Source organism: Fulvitalea axinellae (assembly GCF_036492835.1).
Taxonomy (GTDB): Bacteria; Bacteroidota; Bacteroidia; order Cytophagales; family Cyclobacteriaceae; genus Fulvitalea; species Fulvitalea axinellae.
Genome location: NZ_AP025315.1, coordinates 87,908 through 111,734 on the forward strand (window position 1 = coordinate 87,908; position 23,827 = coordinate 111,734).

General features: G+C 41.4%; 15 protein-coding genes. 6 read left to right on the plus strand and 9 right to left on the minus strand.

Going from position 1 to position 23,827, the window contains the following annotated elements:
• Positions 1-98: 98 nt before the first annotated feature.
• The 7 genes from AABK39_RS19285 to AABK39_RS19315 all read right to left on the minus strand — a co-directional run bounded on the left by AABK39_RS19285 (position 99) and on the right by AABK39_RS19315 (position 13,769).
• The gene (locus AABK39_RS19285; protein ID WP_338394945.1) at positions 99-1,301 is read right to left on the minus strand and encodes a FecR family protein; all 1,203 of its coding nucleotides are present in this window, start codon (positions 1,299-1,301) and stop codon (positions 99-101) included.
• A gap of 80 nt (positions 1,302-1,381) precedes the next feature.
• Positions 1,382-1,972 carry an RNA polymerase sigma-70 factor gene (locus AABK39_RS19290; protein ID WP_338394946.1) on the minus strand — a complete coding sequence of 197 codons (591 nt, stop codon included), beginning with the start codon at positions 1,970-1,972 and terminating at the stop codon, positions 1,382-1,384.
• A 472-nt stretch (positions 1,973-2,444) separates the two neighbouring features.
• A complete protein-coding gene (gene recD2, locus AABK39_RS19295; RefSeq protein ID WP_338394947.1) occupies positions 2,445-4,973 on the minus strand; it encodes an SF1B family DNA helicase RecD2 in 2,529 nt (842 codons plus the stop codon).
• A gap of 136 nt (positions 4,974-5,109) precedes the next feature.
• Entirely contained in the window at positions 5,110-6,345 is a 1,236-nt protein-coding gene (locus AABK39_RS19300; protein ID WP_338394948.1) for a hypothetical protein, read from the minus strand.
• A 244-nt stretch (positions 6,346-6,589) separates the two neighbouring features.
• Positions 6,590-8,209: a type IX secretion system membrane protein PorP/SprF gene (locus AABK39_RS19305; protein ID WP_338394949.1), complete on the minus strand. Its 1,620-nt coding sequence runs from the start codon at positions 8,207-8,209 to the stop codon at positions 6,590-6,592.
• Positions 8,210-8,254: 45 nt separating this feature from the next.
• The gene (locus AABK39_RS19310) at positions 8,255-11,632 is read right to left on the minus strand and encodes a T9SS type B sorting domain-containing protein (RefSeq protein WP_338394950.1); all 3,378 of its coding nucleotides are present in this window, start codon (positions 11,630-11,632) and stop codon (positions 8,255-8,257) included.
• Positions 11,633-11,798: 166 nt separating this feature from the next.
• On the minus strand, positions 11,799-13,769 hold the full coding sequence (locus tag AABK39_RS19315; protein ID WP_338394951.1) for a hypothetical protein: 1,971 nt from the start codon (positions 13,767-13,769) through the stop codon (positions 11,799-11,801).
• 566 nt (positions 13,770-14,335) lie between these two features.
• On the opposite strand from AABK39_RS19315, the gene AABK39_RS19320 reads away from it, so the two are divergent.
• A complete protein-coding gene (locus AABK39_RS19320; RefSeq protein ID WP_338394952.1) occupies positions 14,336-15,862 on the plus strand; it encodes a glycoside hydrolase family 28 protein in 1,527 nt (508 codons plus the stop codon).
• Between the two features lie 73 nt (positions 15,863-15,935).
• On the opposite strand, the gene AABK39_RS19325 is transcribed toward AABK39_RS19320, so the two are convergent.
• Positions 15,936-18,704: a glycoside hydrolase family 2 protein gene (locus AABK39_RS19325; protein ID WP_338394953.1), complete on the minus strand. Its 2,769-nt coding sequence runs from the start codon at positions 18,702-18,704 to the stop codon at positions 15,936-15,938.
• A gap of 414 nt (positions 18,705-19,118) precedes the next feature.
• Between AABK39_RS19325 and AABK39_RS19330 the strand changes: the two genes are divergently transcribed.
• The 5 genes from AABK39_RS19330 to AABK39_RS19350 all read left to right on the plus strand — a co-directional run bounded on the left by AABK39_RS19330 (position 19,119) and on the right by AABK39_RS19350 (position 22,934).
• The gene (locus AABK39_RS19330) at positions 19,119-20,261 is read left to right on the plus strand and encodes a helix-turn-helix domain-containing protein (RefSeq protein WP_338394954.1); all 1,143 of its coding nucleotides are present in this window, start codon (positions 19,119-19,121) and stop codon (positions 20,259-20,261) included.
• Positions 20,262-20,349: 88 nt separating this feature from the next.
• Positions 20,350-21,417 carry an alkaline phosphatase D family protein gene (locus tag AABK39_RS19335; RefSeq protein WP_338394955.1) on the plus strand — a complete coding sequence of 356 codons (1,068 nt, stop codon included), beginning with the start codon at positions 20,350-20,352 and terminating at the stop codon, positions 21,415-21,417.
• A gap of 25 nt (positions 21,418-21,442) precedes the next feature.
• A complete protein-coding gene (locus AABK39_RS19340; RefSeq protein ID WP_338394956.1) occupies positions 21,443-21,568 on the plus strand; it encodes a hypothetical protein in 126 nt (41 codons plus the stop codon).
• 131 nt (positions 21,569-21,699) lie between these two features.
• A complete protein-coding gene (locus AABK39_RS19345; RefSeq protein WP_338392371.1) occupies positions 21,700-22,005 on the plus strand; it encodes a transposase in 306 nt (101 codons plus the stop codon).
• A gap of 2 nt (positions 22,006-22,007) precedes the next feature.
• Positions 22,008-22,934 (plus strand): IS3 family transposase, encoded by a 927-nt coding sequence (locus tag AABK39_RS19350; protein ID WP_338392370.1) that lies wholly within the window; start codon positions 22,008-22,010, stop codon positions 22,932-22,934.
• A 241-nt stretch (positions 22,935-23,175) separates the two neighbouring features.
• Here the strand turns inward: AABK39_RS19350 and AABK39_RS19355 are convergent, their stop codons facing one another.
• Positions 23,176-23,772 carry an HD domain-containing protein gene (locus AABK39_RS19355; protein ID WP_338394957.1) on the minus strand — a complete coding sequence of 199 codons (597 nt, stop codon included), beginning with the start codon at positions 23,770-23,772 and terminating at the stop codon, positions 23,176-23,178.
• Positions 23,773-23,827 lie beyond the last annotated feature (55 nt).

Genomic DNA, 23,827 nt, shown 5'->3' on the forward strand with positions numbered 1-23,827 from the left:
TGAATCGAAGCGACGAACCGCCATTCGTCGTTTCATTTTTTTTGTGAAAGATTGTCTACGTCAAATCATACGCCTACTGGGGTTTACGTGAAACAAGATTAGTCTTTATCTTTAATATAGAAGGTGTCATTTGTGTGCATAACAGTAATTGGGCTCGTTACAGCGAAAAAGTTCATTACTTTTTCGATTTGTTCACTCTCAAACTCTCCAGAGAACCTCTCGTCACTGAATCCGATGGCATCGTCTATAACTCTTATATTATACCACCTTTCAAGCCTAGGTTTAAGATTCTCAAATTTCTCATTGTAGAAAACAAGCCTATTATCTTTCCAAGCTGTATAACGGTCTATATCAGAAAGAGTGGTTTTAACCAGCCTGCCTGATTCATCATTATAAACAACTCTCTGATACGGGGACATCATTACTGCATTATCCTCATCAAACTCTGCTGACCCGTTCCGTTTAGCTATACCAACCTTACCTTCAACTAGAACAGTGCTTACTTCTTTGTCCTCTGAGTAGGCCTTAATGTTAAACGCCGTCCCGTAAACTCTAACATCTATGTTTGCCGCTCGTATTATAAACGGCTTGTTCTCATTCTTAGCGACTTCCAGATAAGCTTCACCTGTTAATTTAATCTCACGTTTTGTGCCTGTAAACTCCACAGGGTAACTTAACCTGCTATCCGAATTAAGCCACACACGCGTCCCATCAGATAACATAACATTAAATCGCTTACCTCTTGGTACAGTGAGTGTATTGAACGCCACTACCCGATTAGGATTTATATCTTTGTTTTTCTTGTATATTAAAAATCCCCCTACCTGTTTCGCTGAACGAGCACTGTCAATCATTAAATCTTGATAATCACCTTGAGTAATCTCAAGCTTTCCTCCATCGGCGAGCTCAAGTGTCACCTCATTATGTTCAATTGGCTCAAGATCATTCAAATAAGCCGTCTGCTCAGTGTGAACTTTCATGAACCTCCAAATCCCTACAGCTAACAAGCCCAAGAAAATAGCGGCTACAGATCTCCAAAAACCTATTAGCCGACTTTTCTTTCTTGTCATTGGTCTCCCAATCGACTTTTTCCAATCATCCCAACCTCTATTCGTCTTTTCAGAATAATAATCATTGCCATCATTCGCCCAGAATGTTGATAGCTCCTCAAAACGAGCCTTTAGTTCAGGTGAAGTCATTAACTTCTCCTGAAACTCTGCTTCTTCTGCGCCGGTCAGTTCATCGGACAGGTAACGAATTATTTCCTTATCATGCCCATAATTTCTTGATATTTCCCCCATGTCTACATACATAACGCGCACAAACTCGTGCACCCTAAAAACAATATGAATTTTTTGTAAAAAAAATATGAAGTGTATAACTAATGTATATCAATCAAGAATAGTATGAACCCAGAAGTTGACAAGAACTCTCCTAGTTCGCATCTGAGTTTTTTTAATGCTGTGGACATACGAGCCTCTACCGCTTTTTTAGAGATACGTAATTCCTTTGCGATATCAGCGTATGTCATCCCAGAGAACCTATTCATTTCGAACACATCCCTCTGCTTTTCTGGGAGTTTGTCTATAGCATGCCTAATTTTCATTTCCAAATCTCGCGCATTTAGTTCACTGAGAATCCCAGGAGTCTCAACACGATCCTTTCTTGCCAATGACACACTTTCATTATAGTTAAGACGTGTGCTCTCCCTCCGAAGGGCATCTAAGCTTTTGGTATAAACAGACTGAAAGAGATATGATTTAATAGGCTTCTCAAAGTCAATACGACCTCTATCTTTCCATAAGCGTTCAAAGACTCCTTGAACGACATCTTCCGCTATATATGGACTATTTACTATAGTCCCTGCGTATCGACACAACGATGAATAATGGGTTCTGAATAGATGTTCGAATGCAACAAACTCATTAGAACGAACCTCTTCGCTCTTGTTTATCGTGTAGATTTCGGACATAGGCACACAACATTATAGGCAATAGACTCAATAGGCTTTGTGTGCAGTTTCAGCATGGTAAAAGTCTAGAACAACCACGCATTTATGCAAAGTAATGCCAGACTTAAGTATTCTTCACTGGAAAGCAGAATGGCAGAACGAAAAAATTGACAAAACTACTGGAACTGGGTCGAATACCGCCATTGCCTAATTCCACACGTTTGCAAACTATAATATATTACGTCAAAATTCAATTCTAGGTTAGCTTTTATTCATATTATATATAATTCAATTTTCATATACTATATAGTTTATCGTCCCGAAAAAGAAATAACACACACACCTATAGATACAATATTACCTGATACTTTGCATTTATTACCCAAAAAAAGAATATAAATGTGTGTAACACCGAACTTTACCATCAAACAGCACCACCAACATTAGCCCCATATCAGCATACTTCAATTTAAGGATTGATTTTTAAATATTTTTAACTTAACCCGCCCAACAACACCTTCAAATAGGTCTGCCTTTGGCTTGTATCAATATTCCTCACGGCCATAGACAATGCTTTCCGGCTTCCTACAAAAATTGCCAGTTTCCTTGCTCGGGTTAATCCAGTGTAGATCAAATTTCTGTAGAGCATCTTAAAATGCTGTGTAGCGACGGGTATAATGACAACATCAAATTCGCTTCCCTGTGATTTGTGAATGGTAATTCCGTAAGCTAGGTCCAATTCAATTAAGGATTCTTTTTTATATTCCACCAAGCGAGATTCTCCCCCTGTAAACCGGACTTCCATTCTCATTTCTTCGGTGTCCACCCGCTCTACTTTTCCGATGTCTCCATTGAATACTTCCAGATCATAGTTATTTCGTCTTTGTATCACTCGGTCCCCTGGGCGGAATTTTCTATCTCCAACATTCAGTGTCGGTTTACCGTCCGAAGCAGGGTTACATCTTTCCTGAATCATCGTATTCAGGTTTCGAGTGCCCAAGCTACCTCGGGTCATTGGAGATAAGATCTGTATTTCCAACGGGCCTTTGCGCTCCGGGATTGTTTTGGCGTAAAGTCTATGTATCATCTCCGTTGCCGTAAATCCATAACCCAATGATGACCATGGGTGTACCTTCCCTATTACTTGTCGCAAGGCCTCCGCGTCGGTCTCAGATTGAAGCAGTTCACCTACATCCGCTTTCACAAACCTTTCGGGCACGTTGAAAATATAAGCTTTGGCCCCTCTATGCCTTATTTCCGATATTTCCTCTTCAGATATTTCTTCTGTATAATAATCTCCCGCTTCGTCCTGTATTACTGATTTATAAACTCCTGGTTCTTCTTGTACAAACGAATTTCCCGTATCCTGAATTACGTTTTTCATTACTCCCCGGATTTTTCGAATAAATCCGGCTTGTTCCTGTGTCGCTTCCTCGGAATCGACAAAAAGACAATCCACATTTTGCGACCATACGTTGGGTACGTGAATCGGTGATTCTGGACGCGGGGTCTTTCCTTTATTTATTTCATGGGCATAAGTAATGATTTCACTCTCTTTTCCTTGTCGGAAAATTTGGGTTAGATGAAAACATGGTACCGCTCCGCTGGCGATAATGTCTTTCAATACATTTCCCGCTCCGACTGACGGCAATTGGTCCGCGTCACCGATAAACAAAACTCTGGCCTTTGGAGGAACCGCATCAAGCAACGACGCTGATAAGGAAATATCCAGCATCGAACACTCATCGACAATCAAAAAATCCGTGTCTAAAGTATCTTCGGCGTTCTTCTTAAAGCGTCCGTTCGATGGATCCCAAACCAAAAGCCGGTGGATTGTCCGGGCTTCCTGGCCAATCACTTCAGACATTCGTTGAGACGCCCGGCCGGTTGGCGCTGCCAGGGTTACTTGCAAGCCCATCGCCACCGCAAGTTTTACGATAGTTTTTGTAGTGGTGGTTTTTCCACAACCTGGCCCACCCGTCAGTACCGAAAACTGATTGGCTACGATACCGGCAACACTCCTGCGCTGTTCGTCACTCAATGGAAAAGGCTGTGTAGCGCAATAACGTTCCAACCAATTTTCCACTCGCTTTTTATCAATCGCCAAAGGCTTTACCAAAGACTTTATTACTGTAGCTGTATTGGCCTCATCATAATAAAGGCTTTTGGCGTAGTAACACCATGTCGGGTCTTTGGCCTCGTCCTCTTTTACATCCCTATAGCGGATCTCATCATTGATTTCCTGCTCTTTCAATTGTTCCAAAACCAAATCCGGATCATCGACAGCTATCAGTTCTTTTACTCCCTCTAGAATCTGATCACGGGTAAGATAACAGTGCCCCTCTTCCCTACTGCTATTCAAGACATGCTTTATTGCCGCGCCAACCCTTAGCGGACTGTCTTTCGCGAATCCCATCGCAAGAGCAATTCTATCCGCCGAGAAAAATCCTATTCCATAAATGTCATAGGACAAACGGTATGGATTCTTTTTTACAATGCTAATAGCCTCATGCTCATACTGCTTGAAGATCTTCACTGCGAAAAGTGTACTTACGCCATACTCTTGCAAAAACATCATCACATCCCGAATGGACCGGTGCTCATTCCAAGCCCCGCTAATCTGATCCAATTTTGTCTTGGCGATACCGGGCACTTCCATCAGACGCTCGATATTATCTTCGAACACATCCAAAGTTTTATCCCCAAAATGCTTTACGATTCGTTTGGCGGTAACCGGCCCCACACCATATATCAAGCCCGAACCAAGATACTTTTCAAGCGCAGAAGCAGATGCGGGTTTTCGTTCAGTGACTTTTTCGGCTTTGAATTGCTCACCGTATTTGGGATGTTCGGTCCACGCTCCTTCAAAGTCTACCGTCGCACCCGCAAACACTTTACTTTGATGGACAGTCACCGTCACGACTTTTCCCGCCTGTCCTTGGGGAGTCACACGCAACACACTCCATCCAGTATCGGGACTATGAAAAGTCACCCGTTCCACTACGCCTCGAAGTATCTCCATAGAATGACTAAAATTGGTCTATGCAAAGCTACCTTTTTCCTATCAGAAGGGCAAAAAGCCTAAGGATCAAAAATTTATACAGCTCCTAAAAATACAGATCAAAACATGTTTTAGTGTTTATTCCGGGTATTGGCATCTATCTTGGATTTTCTGTCGGTTCACGGTTAAGCTCTACGATAGCTGTAAAAACGTCACGGGCAATCGCTGGGAGCTCCTGTGCGTCACGGGTAAATTGTATCCGGCGGAGTTCGAATACAGGGACAGGTATCCGCCAATCACCCAGCCGGTCAAATCCGTACCAACCGCCCATAGTATCAAGTTGCCTTGCTTGCTCTCTTTTTCCGGGATAATAATCTTGGGTGAGAAAATCTTTTTCCAGAGGAATATTTCGAATCCATGTTGCCCTATCTAATCCGTCAATGGCGTGGCAGCTGGCGGTAGGTTGGCCTTGCCTGATCCCTTTCGCAAAAAATTGATCCCTCATATCAAGTTTTGGCCCTTCGGGAAGGTCATACTCCACTATTTCGAATATTCTCAAGAATGTGGTGCCGTCATCTTCCCTAAAAAACGCCATCTCGTCTATTGGCAACAAGTTGAATATTTGAGCGAAATCAGTCCTGGCCATAACCGGAAAATAGCTTTTGGGATAACTCAAAAAATTAATCATCGGACACTCTAAATAGTGAATCATATACGCGCACAGGTTCTTCAGCTCAATACTCGGTTTCCATCCATCGAAAGGCTTAAACGTCTTTGAAAATTTTTCCAACGCCCGCTCAGCTCTTCCAAATGCGGTAGACATCGATTCTTTTTCTTTAAAAGCCGGAGGTTCGTTTACATCTTTAATCCTTGTAAACCTGCTTTCCTGAACACTGGGAGAAGGGTTTCCGGAAATCCGCATGAGGTCCGACATCTTCGAAAGGTGAACGCCTACCGTGGCTTGAGGGTGAAAGTCCGGCTCTGGCAACGCATCAAAAAAAGTCTCTGGCTTTAAAACAGTTCCCTTGTCCTTATAAGAAGTAATCGGATTAAGAGAATCGGGATGTGATCTCGCCTCAGCATGCATCAGCGTGACCAATTCGGTGATTTTCCGGAACGTACTGTCAAGTTTGGCCAGTCCCGAATCAGTCTCGGGAAAAGGGTCAGTGATAAATTCGGGTACCGATTCCGCTGAAGGCCTATCGGACGTCAGGCTGTAGCCTTCGCCTTTTAAAAGTTTTTCCTGAACCCCGTGGGGTCGCCTGTACGAAATGTTTTTTCTTTCCCCAGCCTCCGGCAGATATTGGGGATCTCGGCATTTCCACGTTCGCCAATTTTTAACTTCCAACTCGAAACCGATCGCCCGTTGTATCACTGGTTCGCTTGACGACAACGGTTTACTTTTTGGAGCACGACGACGGTGTTCAAACATGAATTCAATCAGAAAATGTGGAAACAAACTCTGCAACTCAACATACAAATTCTGTTCCCCCAAGCTTATTCCTCAAATTCAGGAATACGCTATATCAAAAATAAACGGGGCGTACCACTGGAACTTAATCCAGTAGACGCCCCGTCACTCTAACACACCTTAATCAATAGAGTTTCTTTGTCGGAAACCGACCTGGCTTGATTTCTTATTTTTCGAATTGAATATCCACTCTTCTATTCAAGAATTGTTTATTCTTTTCGGTAAATATAGGCTCCGATTCCCCTTTACTTTCTAATCGGATCTTCTCTGGATTGACACCCATTTCGATTAATAATTGTTTTACCATTTCCGCACGCTGAAGGCCAAGTTTCTCATTATATTTCTTCGCTCCAGTTTCATCAGTATGTCCAATCAAAACGACATTCGAATAATCATTCCCGTGGCTTTCCAGCAGTGACTTTATCATTTCTCGTTCTTTCTGGGTTACCGCAGAAGAATTCACAGCGGAGAAACGAACAGTCATTTTGCGATTATTCATTATAGTCCTAAGTGTTTCTTCTGTCCTGTAATTAATCATCAATGAATTAGTGTCCACTTCACGGGCTATAATCGGAAGGCGATTTGGCATCGTCCTCTTCTTCATAGTTTTTGCCGTATTTTTCACTACAGTACGATTAGTCTTGGCCCTAGTTACAGTTCTCTTTTTTCTGCGTTTAGGCCGTCTTCTCCTTCTGCCAAACCAACCTCTATTTCTACGCTTACGGCTTTTGCGATATCGCTTTTTACTTTTTCTTCTTTTCTTGTATTTCTTCTTTTTGCTTTTACGCTTCTTTTTCTTTTTTACCTTTTTACTCTTCTTGTTTTTATCCAATTTAAAAAACACCTTTTCTGAGACTCTACGATAAACCAAAGCTACCTCACCGGCGCTTTGAATCGCTGGCGTCCTCTCTCCCATTGCTTGGTCAGCGGCTAACCAAATTTGCCAAGGGCCCATCTCCACTCCCAAACCATAATGCGGACCAAATTCGGAGATATAAGCGCCCCGCATCATAATTCCGCTAATTTTCGATCTACGGTTCATAGAAAGTCGGGCTTCTACACCTCCCATAAACCTCAGATTCCCCGCCTGTGTCTGCGCCAAAACTGTCGGGCTAAGTTGCCAACGATTTTTATCCAATACCCTTGCTTTTCCATAAAAACTGAAGAGCATTGGATAATCATAAGTGTTTTCGGCCGACCATTCCATGGACGGGTTATTTATATTCGTAGCGGAAAAGCCAACCCTAAACTTTTCTCTTCCCTTAGGATCAACAGAAAGCCATTCCGCTCCCGCTCCAAGAGAAAAAGTTGCGTCGCCCATATTCTCGCCAGGTTCCAAAGATGGCATATCACCTGAAAAGCCTTCCCATGGAACGAATTGGGAACCCGTTCGCCAACGATCAGCATCTAATCGATAATCGATTTTCTCTAATCCTGCACCCAGCATCAAATAGTTTCCCTTGCCGGCGCTAAATGAAACCGCCAATTGCCCTCCATAATCAACCTGTTTAAGCGAACCATCGCCTCGCGTATTATCGCTTAAAGCTGAAAGTCCAACAGCTATCAATGGTCCGTTTTCCTTAAATAACCTGAATGGATAAGAGAATCCTAAGGCGAAAGAATTCAATTGAACGGAATTACCCATCCATTGCGTCCTATATAAAGCATTTCCATTGATAGTCCCATCGGCGATTGACGCAGGATTAAATTGCGCTTTCGAAATATCGAATAACGAATAACGAGCTTGCTGGGCGTGAGCGGTAAAAGTGATAAAGGCCAAAGCCAAAACCGCAAAAATCCTTGTGATAGTCTGTTTCATCGGTATCTGCGATTAGCGGGTTAGCTTTAAAGTACCTTCTGTTTTTCCTTCGAAGTTTACGGGTGAACCGTCAGCAAACTTGCCTGTCAGTTTCCAATAATAAATACCCGCCGGTTGTTCTGATCCGCTTATCTTACCGTCCCAACCGCTTTTCGCTTCCTCGGGGGAACTTGCCTCATACATCAGTTGGCCAAAACGATTAAAAATCATAAAACCAAAATCATTGAATTTCGCATGATAAAATATCCCGAAAGTATCATTCGCTCCGTCACCATTAGGCGAGAATAGTTCGGGAATAAACACTGCGTACTTCACAGAAACCGAAAACTTGGACTCGTCTTCACAACCATGCTCATTCGTAGCTTTCAACGTATATTCACCATCCTCCAAGGCCTCAAAATTGATAGGGTTTGAGACCGATCCTCCGGGAGTCAACTCAAGAGATAATCCACCTTCACTTACGCTAATTGGAATTTCAAGCGGTTCCCCATAAAAAGCATCAGTGTTTGTTGATCCAACACTTACCTCAACCTTACTGCCGGCCAAAGTCAGTAAGCCATGTATACAGCGATAGGCTGGGTCATATCCAATCTTATATTCATGTACAAAGTTCCCGTCAATTACAGTCTCTGCGGAGGTTCCTTCTGTTCCAAGCGTAAGATTCTCCCACCAAAACCCAGAAGCGTTTTCAGAATTTGGATAAACGAATGTTTCCCCGTGACAGATTGTTTCACTCTCAATAAACAGTTTGTCATCTTCAGGATTCGCTTGCTGAATTGCCCAGATTACGTTTTCATCACAATCAACGGCTCCCACTTTATTTCCGAAAAGAACGTCATCACCTACAACTTCATAATCCAAGGTAACATGGTCACCCAAATCGCCTTTTTCCGAAGAAATCCAGTTGGCTAAAGACCCGTCGGGTAAGGAAAACTGAATAGTCTCTTTTGCGCAAGACAGCGTATCCGCTTTTAGTCTCACTGTACTTCCACGGAGACGAAGACGGCCGAATACGCATTTCTGTTCAGGATCATATCCAACCTCGAAGTTATTGACGAACTTACCTTCCACCTCAAAAGAAGCGTCGGAGCTCTCTTCTCCTGTATCCAGATTTTTCCACCAAAAGCCCGGCGCTCCATCCGGATTTGGAAAATCGAGTGAACGCCCTTCGCAGACTACAGTATCAATATCGAAAAGTAAATCCGCATCTGAATTTAGCTGTTCTATATTCCAAGCCCTTACCTCACACTCATCACTGTCTTTAATTTTGGCACTCAGAATATCATTCGCCTCAATTTTATAACTAATCGAAGAACTCTCACCTAAATCACCCGAACGCTCTGAATTCCATAATGCGGTAAGCGGAGAAGGCAAAGACAGGTCAAGCATTGTTCCAGCGCACAAAGCCGTATCAAGCTCTATTCGTTTTTCTTTTGGAGTTACGGTCACTTTACCCGACAAACAAGCGTGCTTGTTATCATATCCTACTATAAAAGAAAGCTTCTTGTCCCCTTCAATCAAAACAGCTTTTGATGTATTCTGAATGTCGGAATCTTCTGGCATCCACCATATAGGAGGCGTCCCTTCCCATTTCTCGAAACTATATTCGCTACCTTTACATACATCAATCTCTTTATCGTATAATTTCTTTCCGCCTGCGTCGGATACTTTTATATTCCAAACAAAATTATTTTTACAATCCGAGCTACCCCTCTCATTAGCGTAAACAGCATCTTCTTCGTCAGGCACTGTGTATTCTAATGAATTACCCTGTCCTAACATGCCGTATACATCGGAAAACCAAACAGCCTCCAGAGTTCCAGGCATCTTAAAATTTATCTTCTTACCTGAACAAGCCACTGTATCCTTTTCTATAAAATCAAAACAGACCCTCATTGGCTCATACTTCGGAAACGCCCCTGTAACAACACAGTCACCTGGTCTGTAAGTTTTTGTTTTAGGGTAATCAAGCTTATATGTATGATAGGAATTATCTAATGGAAGAATCTGGAGGATATAGTCTCCTTTTTCCAAATTCTCGATGATCATTGTATTCGTATTTGTATGATATGACGGACCTGTCACATAACGGCGATACTCCGTTTTACTATAATTTACCCCCGCAAAATGGTTTATCTTTAATGGCTTACCAAAGTCTTGAAGCCTCAACTCATATCCAATCACAGAACTTGAGCTATGGTCATCAGACGTCGACGGCCAAATGAGTACAAGCCGATCTCTGGCTAAAAAATGTTCAACTTTATCTACTAACCTCGGACCATAGTTTTTCGGAGCTTGATTTTCAAAAAACGCTATGGTTGTATCTTTAGAAACAAAAATGTCAAGATCACCGTCAAAATCATAATCAGCGGGGAAAGCCCTTCCTCCAAATGAAGAGGCGCTGTCAAAAGGTAACTCCCGTTCAAATCCTTTACTGGATCGCTTAAAAAAAACAGGGGGTAAACTATCGGAAGAAATCAATAAATCTGATTTCCCATCACTATTCAAATCGGCAATAAAAACAGAATTTGGGTACGGAACTTTTGTGTCGACTTCATAAATGGTATCCTTTAGCGTATTTCCCGCCTTTGCCCTAAGAAACCCTAATGAGTCAATATAAACCCAATCTTGGGTTCCGTCATCGTCAAAATCTTCTAACAGAAACAATGAACGCTCTTCGATTTCCCAATCTATCGTATCACGCTTTAATTTAAACTTTCCTTTATTAAATAAACTAATCGCCTCAGTGGAATCCGCTACTAAATAATCACGATACCCATCATAATTAAAATGACCAACCAGTAACCGGCCTTCATATGTCCCCAGAGTATCTTGTCGCCCTATTTCCGGCTTCCCCTCAAGCCACTCCAATAGACTTAGCTTTCCTTTTTCATCCAAAAAAACAAACTCCGCCAAGCCGTCATTATCCGCATCGGTAAGTTCGGCCTCAGACGGAACAAAACCTTTCGGAACAACGGACTTCAAAGTGTCAAAAGATATAGTCCCTATTCCTGAAAACTTTGGGAAAGTATGAAAAAGCGTATCCCCTCCGCCAAAAACGAAAAGACCCGGAACTTTGGATGATCCACCGTAACCAGCTCTAATTTTCATACCTTTCATATCAGGTAATTTTAAAATTAGGCTGTCTTTTTTAAATCCCGATTCATAATTCAATACGGTTGCGCTTTTCCCAGAGATTGTATCCCAAGCTAACACATCAAGTCTGCCGTCAAAATTGAAATCGTACCAAAATATTTCCGCGTCTTCGGGTAATCCGTAAACTTTCTTAAAAGGACTTTCGTCCGGCTTTTTAAAATCTTGTGCCCAAATAAAGGGACTGTACAACAAAGCCAAAATAATTGCTAAAAAGCGCAAACCGCTCATGTTCATTATTAAAATATGTGGATGGTTATCGGGATTTTTCCCGTATCTAAAAATTCATCAAATGTAAATTTATAATTATTTTATGAAATAAAAATACAGTTTTTGTTTTATATCAAAATAAAATCACACAATGATATAATTATACCCACTGAACTATGGAATGTAATTGAAATTATAACTCGGGAAGTTTATCTGCGTCCCAGTCTATCGGAGGATCATCGCATTTTGGAGCTTTTGCTGTCGGATCAAAAGTAGACTCTTGTTCTAACTCTTTGCGCCATTGTTCTCGTGATTCCGCCTTCAACCTAATTCTCTCATCACCTATAACCACTTTGGTATTTACCCTCCAAGCCCCTTTCTCTTTATCCGCATATTGGTTATAATCAATTGGTTCCAGTTCGCCCGTTGGCGGAACAAACGGCACCGTTTCCGGCCTGCGATAGCCCGAAGCCCCAAAGTCTTCACCCAAAACGTCGGCGCACTCTTCCTCTGTAATATCCACCACATCATCGTCGGTAAATGGCGTAATAGGATGATTGGCGTACGGACGATAAAAATCGATTCCATGTTTCGGGAAGATTCTCATAGCTTTTCGGATTGCATCATAATATGACTTTGGCGACTGTTTCATCATATCCGCCAAAGCGATGGTACGCAATGCGAAAAATGTTCTGCGGTCATTCTCAGCTCTTGTTTTAATTATATATTCATAATGAGCTAACCACTTCTCTACTTGCTCGGAAAGCCCTTGTCCCAGAAGCTTTTCCGACAAAGTGTGCATTCTCCTTAATTCCTTTTTATCTACCCGCTCTTCCAGTGGCCTTTGCGAATCCAATCTTTGCTTTGCACTAGCGTTTAGCCTTTCCAATTCCTGAGTTTCTTTCCTATACCAATAAGAGCTCAGCATTCCGGCTTCTCTCTGTCTCCTTTCCAAACCTGAAGTTACCCGACCGTAGAAACGCTTTACGCTTTCCAGCATTTTTTCATCCATTTCCCAGACGTTTCTGAAATATGAATCCTGACTCCAACCCGCTCCTTTCGCTATACGTTCTGTCAAACATAAATTCTCTTCCCCAAACCGTTCAGGATGACGTTCAATATATTTCTGTATAAAGTTTTTAAAGCTTTCGAAACCCTCGGGAGTGACCAAAATGATCATGATATTATCACGCCGGCTTCCTAAGTCTCCTAACGGCGAAACATCCATCCTAGAAACATGAGTTTCCCCTTTTTCATCGGGCGTATCCATCTCCCGCATCAAATCCTGGACAACTTGTAGCGTATGAGGCGCCATCGTATTCAGGTAAATATTGTATTCATATGGAATACTTTGGGTAGCCAAAGTCGGTTGTGAAGATAAATCTCCCATTTGCGCTCCCACATTACTGTCTGGCGAAATAGGATTATCCGGTTTTCTTTTACCGTACATCCCCACAAAATATGGCTTGAAATGACTTATATCTGTCAATTCTCCCAATTGCTTTTGTGAATATGTTCGTGGCGTGTACAAATCCCTATGCAAACGGATATTCGCTTCAACAGGGCGGTTCATTATACTGCGGATCAGTTCCCATAAAAACCGCTCACGTTCCTGGTCATTCAGGTAAGGTTTCCGCTGTGTCGGGCCAATAAAATATGCGTAAAGGTTTCGGTCCAATGTCTCATAATTAAAGCGACGAAAAGCCTGAAGGCGCTTAATTCTTCCATCCCAACATTGGTCTATCAACCCCAATAGTTCCTGCAAAGAGGCAGAAGCTTCCTCTCTCTCAAAAAAATCTTCCTGAAGCCAAAACTCCTGACTTACATTTTCCGCAAAACAAAGAAACCACCGTTTAGCGTAATCGTCTTCGCCTTCTACTATCGGACCATCTTCCTCAATTAACGTGTTCTGTCCTCCTTTAAGGCGAATCCTTGGGGCTAATCGCATAGCTCCACTCGCTGTTCTGATATAACCATAAGCATCCTTTCGCATGCGCACGGGCCGTAACATCGCTTGAATTACCGAGTCGCTTTCATTACTTCCCATCATCTGCGCAATTCTCCTCTGCTCGTAAATTTCGGGCCTGTGATCCAGTGCGGAAATACCCGAAGCCCCCGGCTTAGATGAAGGGGGCGGTTTCGATGGCTGTTTTGGTAAAAACATAAAACTGAAATGGCGAACATCTAGTACGGAAAAACCGCTTTATAGTAACCGAAATCTACATTTGCCGGTTACCGAAAACCGTATTTAAAAATTCAGATCAACCAAGTGTTCCAAAACACGAAAATAAACAACCATAAAACTTACGCCTATAAAAACTACTCTCCGGATTTCAAAAGCACAAGAAATGTCTTGAAATACCCACAAATCGTGTTTGTAGTGTATATAGAAGCGTCGGGGTCTTGTTTCCTTTTTGCCGAATACTTACTTTCGGATTCTAATTTCGTTTTTCCTATCTCGCCAAAATACTCGCGCCGGAGTTCTACGTCGTCGTGTGGTTTCCGTATCGTTGTCCGCAAAAGCGGACTAATGACACCGAGCCTTTTCCAGACCACACGATAAACGGAGACCGTTCCGCCCTCGATAGTCTTCCCGCCGATTTTTTACCGCAAAAGTCATGTGCTTTTCGGTTCGGAAAAACGCATTGTTTCAATAGGGCTAAAGCCCATTTATCCCGAACGTTCCCCTAATTGAACGATTGCGGATAATCTATGCCAAAAAATACCGACATGCGTAATAAAATAATATCGTTGGCCCTGCTTCTGATGCTGGCGCCTATTGCTTATACTTTCGGAACAGATTATAACATTCTTGATTTCGGAGCAAAAAAAGACACTACTTTCAATAGTTCAGTGGCAATAAATGCGGCGGTCAAAGCTTGCTTTGAAAACGGTGGCGGACGGGTTGTCATTCCTACCGGTGATTTCAAATCAGGAACTATCCGTTTACTCGATAACGTAGAGCTCCATTTGGAAAGAGGCGCAACATTATTCGCCTCAACCGATTATCGGGACTTCCCAAGGCAAAAACGGCCGGAATACAGATCGCAAAAAGATACGGGCGGGTGGTACTCGCTCTTATACGCCGAAAGCGCGTCAAACATCGCCGTTACGGGAAGCGGGACAATTGACGGGCAAGGCGCATTGCACGGAGCCCGACCAGACGCTACAGGGCGTGGAGACAAAGACGGTCGTCCGAGAAATATTTTGTTTATATCCTGTAAAAACGTTTTGGTAAAAGGGATAAAAATGAAAAACGCGGCAATCTGGAATCAACATTATTTGAATTGTGAAGATGTCTTGGTAACGGGAATCGATGTTTTCAATCACGGAAACCGGAATAATGACGGAATAGATATTGACGGTTGCAGACGGTTTATCCTTACCGACAGTCGTTTTGATTCGGATGATGACGCCGTTTGTCTAAAAAGCACAGGCCCTGCCCCATGCGAGGATATCGTTATCAGTAATTGCGTAATCAGCTCGGCGTGTAACGCCATAAAATGCGGAACGGAATCAACGGGTGGTTTTAAGAATATTAATATTTCCAATTGCGTGGTTAAGCCTTCCCGCAATCCGCATGTTCGCAAACACGGATCGGGCAAAGATATCGGAATTACGGCCGTTTCTTTGGAAATAGTAGACGGCGGAACTATGGATGGCGTAACCGTCAATAATATCACGGTTTACGGTACCGACGCGCCGTTGTTTATCCGATTGGCCAACCGGGCAAGAAAACACCGGGACGATGCCGAAAAACCAAAACCCGGATCGATGCGAAACATCTCGATCAGTGATTTTGTAGCTTACGGCACCGGGAATTTCACGTCTTCGATTACCGCCTCAAAAGGACAAATGGTTGAAAACGTAAGCATTAAAAATTTCCGAACTCTGGCAATCGGAGATATTTCAGAAAAAGATTTTAAGCGTTTGGTGAAAGAAAAACCAACAAGCTACCCACAGCCTACAATGTGGAGAAACTTGCCTTGCTCGGGTCTATTCGCCAGACATGTAAAAGGCCTTAGTCTTGACGGAATTTCACTAGAGGCTGGTGTAAATGATATCCGGATCCCTGTAATCATGGACGATATCCAAGGTTTACGAATTAATGGATTATCTGTCACCGGGAAAGTCAATCGCAAAAAACTCATTGAGTTATACGCTTGTCCAAAACCGGTTTTATCTCCTGGAGTGAAAAAAGTTGTTACTTCGAAAAAATCAGCTCCATTAAAAGAGGACGAACCTTTTTATCCATAAACAATAAAAACTTCAAAAACCCGCTTTAGCTTTAATACGAAAAGCGGGTTTTATTTTATCTATTTCGATAGTTCTATTCAAAATCAAAAGTAATTTCCAAATTAGCCTTTCCACCGTCAATTCTACGCGAATTAAAAGGGGTTGAGGCTGACATTGGGCCTAAATCACTCGTTTTTTTGAATTTGGTGCCAATCGGAGGAATTGAATGGAGAAAGGAAATATCACCAGCTGGGAATGAAGCCTTGGCTTGCCTTGAATTAGAAGGAAATTCTGGAGTCAACATTCTCAAAAAGATATCATCCGTATGTATATAGGCCTTAAAACCTGAGGTCCTCGTATTCAAGACCTTCACCCAATACGTCTCCGCATAATATCCTTTGAATTCTGGATATTTGTAGTCTGTGTTTGGAACACCCGTTTGTGTATTATTCAATTCTTTTTCCCACACTCCAAAGTCAGGTCCAGCAATTCTATTTTTCCAAACACGATGAGGGCCATTCCCCATCCAGCGCATTCCTGACACGTTTTCTTCAGGATAATTAAAACTAACCCCTGCATGCTGATGACCTCCCTTAGGAGTATAGGTTGCCAAAAGATTCAACAAGCCATTCTTCTTGATAGTCCAAACAAATGAATCATTATGTTTTCCGTTTTTCAAAAACGTTTTGATAATTACTTTTCCATCTTGAATATTAGCCTCGACCTTTTCTGTTTTCATCTCGGTACTCGCAAATATAGGCCCTTCACTTAACGGAATAACTTCACCTGATTTTGATACTTTCTTTAACATCCCAGAATCCTTCCCGAAAACGTAATTCAAAGTCCCTACTTTTACAATGTACGAATCCTTGTTCTCCTCCAAATCCACTTCTTTATCTGCTTTCGTATCCGTTTGTTCTTTCGCTTTAACAGAAGCAAATTTCACGGGCCAAGTCCAACGGTTTATCTTTCGTCCGTAACGATTAATAGCCGAAATTTCCAACGCATCCGCAGTTTTCCAATTCGCCGGTTTCTCAACTTGCAATATTCCGTTTTCTCCTGGCTTTAAAGCACTTTTTATTTTTCCATTGAAAATAGTTTTCGATGAGATTGAGCTATCCGGACTTGAATACTTAACCCAACGATATTCGAAGTTCACTTCAGAAAAATTCGTAAAGTGGTATCTATTCTGAACCCTAAAAAGACCGTCAAATTCAGGAGTTATATATCGTTTCTCAAAATAAACAGGGCTCCAAATTTTTTGAATTGTATAGAAACTAGCTTCTTTCTCCATATATGGACCAAGAATGCCGTCAGGAGCATGATTCCCATCAACATCAATAGCATTATTTTTATCCGTTCTTTCGATTCCTTCGTCGGCGAAAACCCATAAGAAGCCCCCTGCCGCTTGTGGGTGATTCCAAATTCTTAGCCAATAGTCTTCCAAACCTGCACCATGCCCACCATCATAAAGACCATGAAGGACCTCTGTAGGCAAGAATATTTTTCTTTTTTCAAAACCATCAAGAGCCAAATAATTATAATTGTGATAATGATAGGTATTTGTTTTTTGGAAAGATTGCCAAGGATGGAGAACTTCTCGCTTTTGAATATCGAGTTGAGCGAAATGATTATTCAAACTATTATTCCAACCACCTTCATTACCATTATCCCAAGCAATAATCGACGGATGATTCACATCGTCATCTATTAACTCCTTTACTAGCTTTTCACCGACTTCAAAGTCCAAGGTCGGTTTGTGCCAAGTACACAACTCATCAAGAACATATAATCCCAATGAATCGCAGACATCAAGCATATGTTTATCCGGCGAATAATGAGACATACGCACTGCGTTCATATTCATATCCTTGATCAGGTTCACAGCCTCTATACTGAGCTTTTTCGATGATGTTCGCCCAAATTTTGGATGAAAAACATGTCTATTCACGCCTTTTAACTTAATGCGAACCCCATTTACGTAAATACCATCCATTTCACGGAATTCGATAGTTCGAAATCCGAATTTTTCGAGATAACGATGAACAACTTTCCCATTCTTCTTTAATTCGAAAACAGCAGTATAAAGATTCGGCTCTTCTGAATTCCAAAGTTTTGGCGATTCAAGTTTTCCTGTCAGATAACTGTTTTTACTGGTTACGCCTCCCTTAAAAGTAGCAACTGTTCTTTTATCGGAATCGATAATATCTACTGTTAATGAAAAAACCTTTGACACTTTCGATAAGTCAACCCGCGACCGGAAGCTTCCATTAGCTTTCGCATCAATGGCTACACGCTTAATATGCGCTTTTGGCTTAACTTCCAGATATACTGGCCGAAATATTCCGCCGAATATCCAATAATCCGCTTTTCTCTCAGCATAACTTACCGATTCATTATCGGAATGCTTCTTTACCAATACCTCCAAACGGTTTTCTTTTCCGTATTTTAGCAACCGGCCGATTGAATAACTAAAGCGATAAAAAGCTCCTTGGTGGACAGGACCAACTACTTTCCCATTAACTTTTACAAGTGCGTCAGTCATTACACCTTCAAAAACAATCTCAACCTCCTTTGAACGCCAGCTTTTGGGTACGTTAAAAGTCTTTCGATATATTCCTTCTTCATTTAATCGTTTATCAAAAGGAACATGCCCGTAATCATAGGAACCGAACCCCTGTTGCTCCCAACAAGATGGAACCTCAATAGTGGCCCATTTTCCACTATTTTGCCCCGCGCTACAATAAAACTCCCATGTCATTGTATCATCAGCTCCTGTACCAGATAAGAATACGGTCTCGGTATTTTGCCCAAAAGTAAAAACCGAAATCAGAAGAAGAATAAATGTGGTTAGAAATCTCATAGTTTTAATTATTGTAAAAAATAAAGATTATTGGTAGGCGAAAAACAAAGACGTAACGATCTTATCGTATTTAAAAAAACAACAATAACAGCTAAACCTCTTCTGTTATTCGCCCCATAACAATAGGAATTCCAAGCCACCATTTCTGTCACTTGAAGCTCCATCGACAGTTTGAAATTAGTGCAAGCAGGTTACGATTCTGAAAAAACATTCTCTTATAACGTTCATTTAACGGTTAAATCTATTCACCCTAAGAATTGAAAAACATCTCGCTTGATATGTTTGAAGTCTATTTTAGCTTATTTTAGTGTGATAAATGTTTTTCAACGATCAATAAATGTCTTGTGAGGCGTATTTCGGAAAAATATAAAAGTTTGGTTCCAATTCGAGATAAATCATAATCGGCAAACCTTTATGCGTGACTTAAAAGAAATCGATGAAATTGTCAGCCAAATAACCAATAGCGAAACATTCGCCAGATCTAACACTAATATCACCTTATTAAGATTTCTAATTGAGTCCTCATTAGCTGAACGTGAACTTAAAGAGATCACAATTGGTCAAGAGCTATTCGGAAAAAAATATGATCCTGTAAAAAATGACAACAAAGTCAGGGTCTATGTCCACAACCTTAGAAAGAAGCTTGATCAATATTATAAAGCAGAAGGTGCACAGGATTCAATAAGGCTAAACATTCCTAAAGGTCGCTATATAGTCGAATTCCGTGAAATAACACCCACCAAGCAAACTAGATCAGAAAGAAAAACGTTTCTCCTAGTCTTAATTCCTGGAATATTACTTACCACATTTTTCATATATAAATCATCAATAAATAAGATCTCATTTTGGGATTCTCATTTTTCAAACGGCAAACCAACAGCCTTACTTATCGGAGATCATTTTACAATATCAGGCCCACTAGCAACAGGCGGAAACGGAATAATCAGGGACTACCAAATAAATACACAATCCGACTTTAATCGATTCTTAAACCGAAAGCCTGAATTTGCAGGAAAAGTTTCTCCCAATTCAATCCCTTACGTCACAAAGATGGGAATACATAGTGTATTTCAGCTATCAAATTGGTTTGCGAAAAACGACGTTCCTCTTTCAGTATCAATACTTTCAGAATGGGATAAAAAGAAATTGAATACCGAAAATGTGATTTATGTAGGTCAATCAAAAAATATGGGCATTTTACGGAATGTATTTCTAAGTACAAATCCTACTATAAAAACCCTCGGTGGAAAAATAACCCGTAATGAACCAGAAACAAATCAAGAACATATTTACCAATCACATCCATTCGGCAATTCAGTGGACTTTACTATTGTATCGTCAGTTAAAGGGAAAAATAATAATCGCTTGACCTTTTTTATTTCCGAAAATGATATTGGAGCAATTAACCTTGTTCGTTACTTCACAAACCCTGATTCAGTAATCAGTTTTTACGATCGCCAAGAACTCCACAACCAAGACTTTACGGCTGTTTTTAAAGTTGAAGGTTGGGAAAGAACAGGGTTCAAACGAAAACTGGTATCAATCGATAAATTCTAAAACTATCCCTGCTCTTCATTACATATTGTTAATATCTAAAACCAATTATTTTTGATCTCTATACTTATCTTACCGCATCAATAACCAAATGAATTACAACAAGATGCGTTACACTTTTTTCATTCTCCTCTTATTCCCTTACCTGTTGTTTGCCCAAGCAAAAAAGGGGAATTATAGAATAATGCAAGGCCCAATGATTGGGGCTACCAGCCCCACAAGCGCTTTGGTTTGGGCTCGAGTGTACAGTAAAGTATCCGTAAAAATCGCTTATCGAATAGCGGGAACAGATTCTGAATACACATTCAGCCAAGAGGTAATTCCTGAGAAAGAGAAAAAATATGTTATTAAAATCAGATTGAAGGATCTAGAGGCTTCAACTGAATACGATTATCACTTTCTAATTGGAAACAGAAAAGACCCTTTCCAATGGGCATTTCCAGATTTTACTTTTAAAACTGCTCCAAAGCTGGGTATGAATCAGAATATAACCGTGGCTTTTGGATCTTGTGCGCGTTATCAAGAAAATTCAAGGCAACTTGTCTGGAATGAAATCAGAAAAACAAACCCTGATTTTTTTATTTGGATGGGAGATAATATCTATGGTGACGCTCTTGATCCTGATATTCTAGCCGAAGAATACCAAAGGCAACGAGAAGTACTAACTCTTCGACCATTTCTAAGAAACGTTTCCCAATTAGCCATTTGGGATGATCATGATTACGGACTAAATAATCACGACCGTACACATCCAGGAAAAAAAGAGGCCAGAGAACAATTTGGACTGTATTGGGCTAACCCTAAAGAAGCTGATCCAACGGGGCAAGGTATTTACTTTAAACAAAAGTATGCAAACCTAGACTTTTTCTTTTTGGATACACGGTATTTCAGAGACCCGAATAAAGCTCTTGATAATGGAAAAAAAACGATGCTTGGAAAACGTCAATTAAAATGGCTCCAGTCGGAATTATTAAAAAGTGACACACCCTTTAAGGTTTTGGTTTCCGGAAGTGCTTGGTCACAGGCAAAAGGTATGGGAGGTGATTCTTGGGCCTCATACCAAAAAGAGCGGAATGCTATTTTCAACTTTATTAGGGACAATAATATCGAAGGCGTTGTAATGCTGTCTGGAGATACACATGTCGCCGAATTGAATTGAATTCCTTGGTCAGAACACGGAGGATATGATTTTTACGATATGGCCAGTTCGCCTTTGGCCCAGACTGCTGACGGTAACGGATGGATTAGTAAACGACCAGAAAGACGTATTCGCCAAGTCTATTTTTCGCAACCGAATTTCGGGTTATTGAATTTCTATCTTGATAACGAGCGCCCTTATCTCACTTACAAAGTAATTGGAGAAGACGGCAGACGGGTCTGGATATAATACCCCTGAATTTTCGGACCAGTGTCTTAGTTTAAAAATCACTAAATTATGGGCATGAAAACGAGAACGACACGCAGAAAATTCAGCGCCAAATTCAAGGCGGAAGTAGCGATCGAAGCACTGAAGGAAAGAGAAACCACCCAAGAACTCTGCAGACGGTACGATCTTCACGCCACCCAGATTTCACAATGGAAAAATGAGTTTCTGCAGCGCTCGTCCAGCGTTTTTGAGGGTGGCAAAGATAGAAAAGAACACGAGAAAACGGAGAAGGCGACAGACCAACTGTACAGTAAAATAGGAAAGCTTGAGATGGAAAACGACTTCCTAAAAAAAAGCTTAAAGAAGTTGGGGCGTCTATAGATTTGCGTCTCCTTGTCGACCCCGGGGATAAGCTGAGCATTCGCCGTCAGTGCGACTGTCTGGAGCTTTACCGTTCGTCATACTACTACAGCCCAAAGGGGGAAAACGCGGAAAACTTGGAGTTGATGCGCCTTATGGACCGGCACATGATCGACGAACCCACGGCGGGAGTTTTGCGCATGAGATCAGCCTTGCGTGACCAAGGATTCAACCCTTCCTATGAAAGGGTTAGGCGCTTGATGCGCAAAGCGAATCTCTACCCTATTTACCCGAAAAAGAATCTGAGCAAGCCCGGAGAGGCAAAATACGTTTACCCGTATCTGCTTAAGGAAAAGAAAGTTGTCAGGAAAAACCAGGTCTGGTCGATAGACATCACTTATATAGCCATGGCTAGCGGTTTCATGTATATGACGGCGATTATCGACGTCTACAGCAGGTACATAGTGGGTTGGGGTTTGAGCAATACGCTTGAGGCCGCGGCGTCTTTAAAAGTGGTGCGTGAGGCCGTTGAGATTCACGGTAAACCGGAAATACTCAACAGTGACCAAGGTTCCCAGTTCACTTGCGGGGAATACGTGAACTATCTCAAGAAAGAGGGAATAAACATCAGTATGGACGCCAAAGGCCGAGCCTTGGACAACATTTACATCGAACGCTTTTGGAGAACGCTAAAAAGGGACCATATTTACCTGAATCCGGCCGACAACGGTTTAAAGTTGTATTTGGGGATAGAGAAATGGTTGCGACGCTACCACAACAGGGATCACCAAGGAATCGAGAACCTGAAGCCGGAAAATGTTTTTAGCGGAGCGTCAAAAGCGAAAGCCACCGCGTATGCCCATGCAAATATTGATAAGTCCAAGAAAAAACAGAATGTGAAAGGACTTATCAACATTCACACGGGCTCGACGATAGCGACAACCGTTTAAAATTTACTTAAAAATCGACTTTACTGGTCCTAAGAATCGAGGGTACTATAGGAAAACATTCATTCTATACGCCGATGAATTGGTAAATAAGCGAAAAACATGGGATCAGAAAATGGATAAACGTTCCAAAGAGCGATATAATAAATCAAAAAATGGAGAGGCTTATTATTAATCGGGACTGGTACTGTTTCATTAGACACCGTTTCAAAAGTGTTTAAAATGAAGCAGTACCACAAACTAACTAACTTGAGATAATTCTTTCTACAACCATTTTACGCAAAAGCTCTTGAGTATATCTCCAAATGGTAAGCGAACCATTCCTTATACCTAATAACTTTTCTTTTATTTGTGAATAGCCGATCCCGTATTCTTTCCATGTACCTCCCCCATTGGATTCATTCTGTAAGGCCGGTTCAAACCGGTCCATCGCCTTTGCGAATCTTGCCTCTGGCGTCTTCCCCTCCTCAAATTCCTGCCACACACTTATCATTTCATCAGCCTGATCTTTAGGTAATAAACCAAAAATACGTTTCGCCGCTCTTAATTCATCTTTTGTATTCACGTGGTCTTTTTTCGCGTCAAACAAAAACGTATCGCCTGCGTCAATCTCGACTAAATCATGAATAAGAACCATTTTGATAGTTCTAAGCGTATCAAATTTTTCATCAGCATGTTCTGCTAGTGTTAAACACATCATAGCCAAATGCCAGCTATGCTCAGCGTCATTCTCGTGTCTTTTACTTTCGAATAGCCTTGTTTTACGTTGGATATATTTCACCTTATCAATTTCTCGAATAAATTCGAGTTGTTTTTGTAAACGATTTTCGTTTTTCTCCACAGTCATCTCATTTTGTTTTCACAAAAGAAGCAGATTGGCGAATTCCAATAAAGGA